General features: G+C 43.0%; 4 protein-coding genes and 3 pseudogenes. 6 read left to right on the top strand and 1 reads right to left on the bottom strand.

Annotated elements, in window-relative coordinates; all coding sequences use genetic code 11:
• Positions 1–426: 426 nt before the first annotated feature.
• The 5 genes and pseudogenes from QT979_RS28060 to QT979_RS28040 form a co-directional block, all read left to right on the top strand.
• A pseudogene (locus tag QT979_RS28060) lies at positions 427–999 on the top strand (DUF6745 domain-containing protein); the annotation flags it as partial.
• A gap of 123 nt (positions 1,000–1,122) precedes the next feature.
• Positions 1,123–1,914: pseudogene (locus tag QT979_RS28055) on the top strand (Uma2 family endonuclease).
• A 123-nt stretch (positions 1,915–2,037) separates the two neighbouring features.
• Positions 2,038–3,126, top strand: a complete 1,089-nt coding sequence (locus QT979_RS28050; protein WP_333312299.1) for an SPFH domain-containing protein — start codon at positions 2,038–2,040, stop codon at positions 3,124–3,126.
• A gap of 90 nt (positions 3,127–3,216) precedes the next feature.
• Positions 3,217–4,527 (top strand): hypothetical protein, encoded by a 1,311-nt coding sequence (locus QT979_RS28045; protein WP_333312298.1) that lies wholly within the window; start codon positions 3,217–3,219, stop codon positions 4,525–4,527.
• A 471-nt stretch (positions 4,528–4,998) separates the two neighbouring features.
• Positions 4,999–5,628, top strand: coding sequence for a TraX family protein (locus tag QT979_RS28040; RefSeq protein ID WP_333312297.1), 630 nt, complete (start codon positions 4,999–5,001; stop codon positions 5,626–5,628).
• Positions 5,629–5,728: 100 nt separating this feature from the next.
• Here QT979_RS28040 and QT979_RS28035 read toward each other — a convergent pair whose 3' ends face one another.
• Positions 5,729–6,367: a restriction endonuclease subunit R gene (locus QT979_RS28035; RefSeq protein WP_333312296.1), complete on the bottom strand. Its 639-nt coding sequence runs from the start codon at positions 6,365–6,367 to the stop codon at positions 5,729–5,731.
• A gap of 319 nt (positions 6,368–6,686) precedes the next feature.
• Between QT979_RS28035 and QT979_RS28030 the strand changes: the two are divergent.
• Positions 6,687–7,682: pseudogene (locus tag QT979_RS28030) on the top strand (IS5 family transposase); the annotation flags it as partial.
• Positions 7,683–7,751: the final 69 nt, after the last annotated feature.

Genomic DNA, 7,751 nt, shown 5'->3' with positions numbered 1-7,751 from the left:
CTGGTTGCTGGGGGCTTTTTCATTGGTTTATTTTACCAGCTTTTGTCACCGAAGTTTTTTTGACCTGAATCCTTACAACAAGCTTACCTTGTAATTGGCGAAAAAGAACCGGAAATTATTTTTTGCCACAGCCCCTATGAAGCTGTAAATCTTGTTCTTCGCTGCAAATCTATTACTCAGCTAGACGAAGAATTTGGAGTTAATCTGGTCGATAGATTTACAGAGAAACTGTACAGTAAGACTTTGGATTCTATAATGGCACAGGCTTCAAGTAAGTTGTCTTACCAGCTTTACCGGGAATCATGGATGAGTTTTTCGGATGTTTTTAAGAAACTATTAGAATCTATTTTTTGTAATGAACCATTTCACTATAATGAGGATTATGAGTTTCTAGATTATATAATATGGGCAGAACTTGCTGCACGTTGTGACTTCTGCTTCTCCGTATTAAAGTGCAAATACCATCGCAGAAGGTGGCAAGCACTGAAGTCTTTGACAACTCTATGCGGCTGGATTTTTACCTATGAAAAAGTTTGTATTGTGTGCGATCGCCCCCGCATCCTCTCTTTCGACTCCCAACACCGCCTCCACGCCGAAGGAGGGCCCGCAATTCAATTTTCTGACGGATACAGCATTTATTCCTATCACGGTGTCACCTTACCCGAAAAATACGGAAAACTTCACCCGCACCAATGGCAATCTCAATGGCTGTTATCAGAAAAAAACGCAGAACTGCGACGAGTGCTAATTCAAGGAATTGGTTACGATCGCCTTTGCCAAGAGTTAGCAGCAATTGAATTAGATTCATGGCAAGAATACACCTTATTAAAAATTGATAGAAACTTTGATGTAGAGCCAATAAATCTGTTAAAGATGACTTGTCCCAGCACGGGATTTATTCACGCTTTACGAGTGCCGCCCGATATTCACTCAGCACGAGAAGCGATTCGCTGGACTAATTGGGGAGTCGATCCAGAGGATTTTTCAGTACAAACTTGAAAGGCAAAAGTTCGATCGGGTGCGCCACACCGCACCTTACAGCAAATGCGAAACTCTCAAACCAATCGCCTATAATTGAAATCAAAAGCTCGCTCCAACAATGCCTGCAATCAAAATAAAATTATGAAATTCACCCTTGATGTCGAAAACAATCCCGCAGGCTGGCCGGATCACACTCAATTACCAGAATCCGACGGCACTTTTGTGAAAAATTTCCAAGAACATCCCCAAAGCATTCTGTTAACGGATTCAATTACTCCCGTCTTCCAAAGCATTCATCCAGATGGTAACTATTGTATCGGTCAAGACAGCGGCATTTATTGGCGATTAACTGAGCCGCTAGAACGGGGTGCGGAAGCACCGGACTGGTTTTATGTGCCGAATGTTCCGCCAACTATTGACAGTAAATTGCGCCGTTCTTATGTAATGTGGCAAGAATTTGTAGCACCGTTAATTGTGTTAGAATTTGTATCCGGCAATGGTGCAGAAAAACGGGACAGAACGCCTTTATTGCGATCGGGTCAACAGGAAACTAAGCCGGGTAAATTCTGGATTTAGGAAAATGTCATCCGTCCGGCATTTTACGGGATTTATGAAGTAACTAAGGCTAGCGTTGAAGTCTATCACCTGATCGAAGATAGATATCAATTAGTTGCTGCAAATGAGCGCGGTCATTATCCCATTGAACCGTTAGGGGTGGAATTGGGAATTTGGCAAGGAAGGTATCAAAATGTTGAGTTACCTTGGCTGCGCTGGTGGGATAGTGAAGGAAATCTGTTGTTATCTGGAGCAGAAAGAGCTCAACAAGAACAGCAAAGAGCCGATCGCGAACAAGAAAGAGCTCAACAAGCAGAAGACCAATTAGAGCAATTGCGCGCTCAATTGCGATCGGCTGGAATAGAACCAGAATTATGAATTGTCTGCAAGGGCGATCGCGCCCATCCGAGCGCGATCGCACGTAAAAACTTTACAATGGCGATCGGGAACATCGATCGCTCCTATTGAAGCTAAAATCAAACAACAACCCAAAATAAATCTATGGGACTCTTTGACAAGATTCGCGGCGAATTTGTCGATATCATCGAATGGTTGGACAATACCAGTGACACCATTGCCTATCGATTTGAGCGTCACCAAAACGAAATTAAACAAGGTGCTAAACTAACTGTACGGCCCGGACAAATAGCAGTCTTTGTCAGCGAAGGTCAAGTTGCCGATGTATTCGCTCCGGGAATGCACGAACTGTACACCCGCAACTTACCCATTCTCAGCACCTTAAAAGGTTGGCCCTACGGTTTCAACTCTCCCTTTAAAGCAGAAGTCTACTTTTTTAACACCAAAATATTTACCAACCTGAGATGGGGAACCTCTAACCCTATAATTATCCGCGATCCAGAACTCGGCCCAGTGCGAATGCGGGCTTTTGGCACATACAATATTAAAGTTTCCCATCCAGAACAACTCTTAAAACAACTAATCAGCACTGACGGACTATTTCAAGTAGATGAAATCACCGATCAACTCCGCAATACAATAGTCAGTGCCTTTGCCAATTGGGTTGGCAATTCCCGCGTTCCCCTGCTGGACTTTGCAGCAAACTACACGCAGATGGGCGAACAGGTACGAGTTGCCATAGAGCCAAGTATCCAGCAGTTTGGGTTAGAATTAACTCAGATATTAATTGAAAATATCTCGATGCCGCCTGAAGTTGAAGAAGCACTCGACAAACGAGCCTCTATCGGACTTCTGGGAAATATGCAGCAATATACCCAATATCAAGCTGCTAACGCCATAGAAGCATCAGCAAATAACCCCAGCGGCGGCAATCAAGCATTAGAATTGGGCATGGGAATGGCACTAGGTCAGCAAATGACAAATATGATGCAGCCGCCAGCATCGCAAACACCGCCGCCACCTCCTCCGGCAACACAACATCAGTGGTATATTGCCCAGAACGGTCAACAATCAGGCCCTTTTGGATTGGAGCAACTTTTGCAAAATGGTTTGACACATCAGGTAATGGTGTGGCGTGCGGGTTTTGACGGCTGGAAGTTAGCATCGCAAGTGCCGGAATTAGCATCTTTGTTGGCGACAGTACCGCCGCCTCCCCCGCCAGCAGCAGCCTAAATTTTTGTTTGCATATTTAGTTAATTGGTAATTGGCAATTAATCTGCTTTCCCGATTACCAATTACCAATTACATCACCAATTAACCATTATGAATACTTCGGAAGCTGCTGTTAAACGTTTTCCCTGTCCTAGCTGCGGTGCTTATTTAGAGTTCAACCCCCAAGCAGGAAAGCTCAAGTGTGCTTACTGCGGCTGGGAAGATGCAATTCCCCAAACTGCTGAAGAGGTAAAGGAAAATTCTTACGAACAATATCTCCAATTCGACGAAACGACGCTGACAACTTTATCAACAACAGCCCTTGAAGTAAAATGCAATGATTGCGGAGCAAGTGTTACTTTTGAACCGCCGAAAGTAGCCGGTAAATGCCCATTTTGTGCTTCGCCAATTGTGACGCAACCTGAAAAAGCTAGCCCTAGCGTGCATCCAGAGGGAATTGTTCCTTTTGAAGTTAGTGATAAACAGGCCAGAGAAAGCATTCAGAAGTGGCTCAGCAATCGCTGGTTTGCCCCTTCTGCTTTGAAATCCCTAGCGCAACAGGAGAAAATTCAAGGGGTTTATTTGCCGTTTTGGACTTACGACACTTATACGGTTAGTTACTATCAAGGTTCTCGCGGAGAACACTACTACGTGACTGAAACTTATACGGAAACAAACTCTGAGGGCGAAACTGAAACTAAAACTCGCGAAGTCCAACATACTAGGTGGTGGCCTGCTTCTGGCAAAGTCGATCGCACTTTTGACGATATTCTGATTCCCGCTACAACTTCAGTCGATCGCCCGCGTCTGGATGCGTTAGAACCTTGGCATCTCAAGGAGTCGCTGCGCCCTTACAATTCATCTTATTTAGCTGGGTTTGAAGCACAGCGATCGCAAGTTTCTCTCACTCAAGGATTTGAATCTGCTAAAAATGTCATGGCCTCTACTATTCACTTCGACGTTTGTAGGAGTATCGGTGGCGACGAGCAGCGGGTTCACAGCATTTCTACTGATTACAATGCTATCACTTTTAAGCATATTTTGCTACCTGTGTGGCTGTGTGCCTATCGTTATCAAAACCAACGATATCAAGTAATGGTTAATGCACGCACCGCTGAAGTTCAAGGCGAGCGTCCCTACAGTGTTTGGAAGATTACTGCTGCTGTGGTTAGCGGTGTCGTCCTTGCGGGTGTTATGTACCTCTTGTTTACTGGTAATTGGAAATATATCCGTGTTCCCGGTTTGCCTCAACCCCAACCCCAGCCCACTTCCCTACCTGTACCGCGCCAAAGTTTACCGCCAGTTCCTATTCCCTCTAGCGCACCTGTACCCAACAAAAAATTACCGCTAGCGCCTGTTCCCTCTACCGCACCTGTACCGAACAAAAGATTACCGCCAGCGCCTCTTCCCTCTTCACTGTAGTAATTCTGGATGGAGCAATCATCGGAGGCGGCGGAGGCATCGTTGTCGGTGGAGTAGTCGCGATCGATGTCAGTAAAATTAACTCAATTATTATTTGCTCCGAATCAATAAATTTAATGTAAATCTGCCTTAAGGAGTACACAACAGTGTTTGTACGTGTATTTTTTAAAACACCTAAATTAAAGATAAAAAAATCTCTTTAATTTAGGTGTTGCTTTAAGGATAGATTATGAGTACAGTCGATTTAATTGTACTGAGGATTTTAATTAAAACAAATAATGTTTTCAGAAATAATAGATCCAATACGAAGTATCGACATTTAAAAACACGTTCAAAAACTGCACTTTATAGCATATCAAAGATACAAAGAAAGCGAAATTTTGTATATGTATTGTGTCAAAAATTTAAACAAATCTTTAATAATTAGTACAATAAACGAAGTTTTAATAACATAATTTGAGGATAAATTGTATGAATCAAAATCAAATTAAATGGTTTGCCGCAGCTCTAATGCTAATAGACCACATCGGATTTATGCTTGAAGCAGAACCCATGCGTATTATCGGCCGCCTCAGTTTTCCGTTGTTTAGTTGGGTGTTTGCTCAAAACTGGAAACGACCGGGGGACAAAAATCCTCTAATTACTCGACTGATATTATTTGGGGTACTTTCTCAAATACCTCATATGTTACTTTTTGGCAATTTACAGTTAAACATCATGTTTAGCTTTGCTGTAGCAGCACTAACTTTGAGCTACATCCGACGCTTCGATCGCAAAATTGCAGTTTTAGGCACAGGTCTAGTAACTGCTCAAATTTTAGGAGTGAGTTACGGCTGGTATGCAGTGGCTTGCCCGCTATTGATGATTAGGTGGAAAGGAGGAGGATCTCGCCTTTGGTGGTTCCGCTGGACTATAGCAAATATCGCATATGCAATTAGTTGCAAAAGCTGGATTCAAATTTTCGCCCTATTCACACCGCTAGTTCTGGCATACTACGATAGCTCTAAAGACCAAAAACCAACGGCTCTAGAAAAAAGATTTTTCTATTATTTTTACCCACTACACCTTGGGGGGCTAGCGGCACTGCGAACAATTGTCTAAATAAGACTGGGGATTCTAATTAGTTCATTGTTGATTTTTTATTTAAGCGAAGTACAACCGCGTCTCTGAGCGATCGCCCTCACAAAAGGACGATCGCTTTCTAAACTATATTGCCAACATTCAACTGACCGAGGCGCTTCAAAACACTCAGCACGCTGTACAAATCATTCCCCGGATTGAACATAGAAAACCAGCGAGAAAAAGCGTACTGCGGTGTTTCCCGCTTAACTAACTTGACAAATAAAAAACTAGAGCCATTCATTAACAATCCGTAAGTAGGTCGATCGGCACTCAGATTAGCTAACATATAAGCTAGTAACTGCGGAATCCCGACCTCCAAAGAAAACGCAGCCTTCTTAGACTCGATAACTACTACCCAAAACTCCTGAAACAAAGCCAAAACATCCAACTGTCCCCTCACAATCACTCCCTCGTCTTCGTCAATAATTTCTACAGACTTTTCTGAAGTAACATGAAAAGGAGCAAGATAGAAATCAGCTAAATCCAAAAACGGAGACAGCACAACCATTTTGACTGTATTTTCTAGAAGTGGCGGATGTTTGAGCAAATTCCTGTAACTTGCTTTCACTCTGTCTAATCGTTGTTTTTCATAATCACTGATTTCTGGCAAATCATCTTGCCACTCGCGAAAGAATTGGTCATCCTCAACCCACTCAATTTTGAAGTTGGTTTCCAAATCGTTCAACGCGACATTTCTAGCTTGAATTGTTTGTACCATAAATTTAAGCAATTCATTAAAATTTGCTCTTAATTTATGATAGCAATAATTGCTAAATTTCAGTTAATTCCGTTTACTAGGACACTTAAGGTCAAACCCGCATTCCGGCAAGTCCGGCAAGTCCGCATTCCGGCAAGTCCGGCAAGGGTTGAAACCCCTGCCTCAAAGCAAAAGTCCTCTGAAAGAGGACTAATGTAGGGCTTGCTGAATAATCAGCCCCAGGGTTACACAGCAAGCCTTAGATGATGATGAGATCGAACCGCTGGTGCACCTTCTTGGGCTAAAATAGCACCAAACCTTTGCACTACCGTTGACAGCCGTGTACCGAAAAGTTGACCCAGACGGCACCGCACCAGAAAGTTTTGAATTCCCTCACGGGGAGAAATTAGCCTCAGATAACCGTTGGGTGATGATGGCTCAACTGATACCGTGGTCGGAATTTGAATCAGAATACGCTCAAAATTTTACCCAATCTATGGGAGCACCAGCCAAATCGTTTCGGATGGCATTGGGGGCATTAATTATCAAAGAGAAATTAGGAACCAGCGACCGTGAAACCGTAGAACAAATCAGGGAAAACCCATACCTGCAATACTTTATCGGTTTGTCATCCTACAGTAATGAAATCCCGTTTGACGCATCGCTATTGGTTCACTTTAGGCAAAGAATAAGTGTCAACCTGGTAAACAAAGTGAACCAAAAGATGGTGAAGAAAATCAGAGAAGCCACTACCCCTAAATCTGAATCAAACAAAAAAGAACCAGAAGAACCAGGCGAGAGGCTAAATCAAGGAAAATTACTATTAGATGCGACTTGTGCCAGCGCGGACATTACCTATCCAACCGACATAGGAATTCTCGATCGGACAAGAATGCAAACAGAAAAAATCCTAGATATCCTCTACGAGTCAATCAAAGACCGATGCCCGAAAAAACCCAGAACCTACCGCAAAAAAGCTCGTAAAGATTACCTAGCCATTGCCAAGCAGCGCCGACCAAAACAGAGCCAAAAAAGAGCAGCAATTAAAAAGCAACTGCAATATATCAAAAGAAACCTAGCTCATATTGAGAAATTAATCGAGTTAGGCTCCCTTTTGGAGAACTTGAGTAAGCGACAATATAAACTGCTGCTAGTCTGTCAGGAAGTTTACCGCCAACAATCCTGGATGTACCAACACAAAACAAATAGAGTTGACGATAGAATAGTAAGTTTAACCCAACCCCATGTTCGTCCCATAGTTAGAGGAAAAGCAGGAAAAGCCACAGAGTTTGGAGCCAAAATCTCAGCGAGCAGTTGTGACGGGTATGTAGGGCTTGCTGAAAAAGTCAGAAAACAGCATTGCGAAAAATGAGTGAATTCGAGATCGCCTTGACGAGATAAGTTT

The sequence above is a fragment of the Microcoleus sp. w2-18bC1 genome (assembly GCF_036700365.1).
Classification (GTDB): Bacteria; Cyanobacteriota; Cyanobacteriia; order Cyanobacteriales; family Microcoleaceae; genus Microcoleus.
Note: the sequence above shows the minus strand (reverse complement) of the source record. Positions and strands in the feature narration are given on the sequence as shown.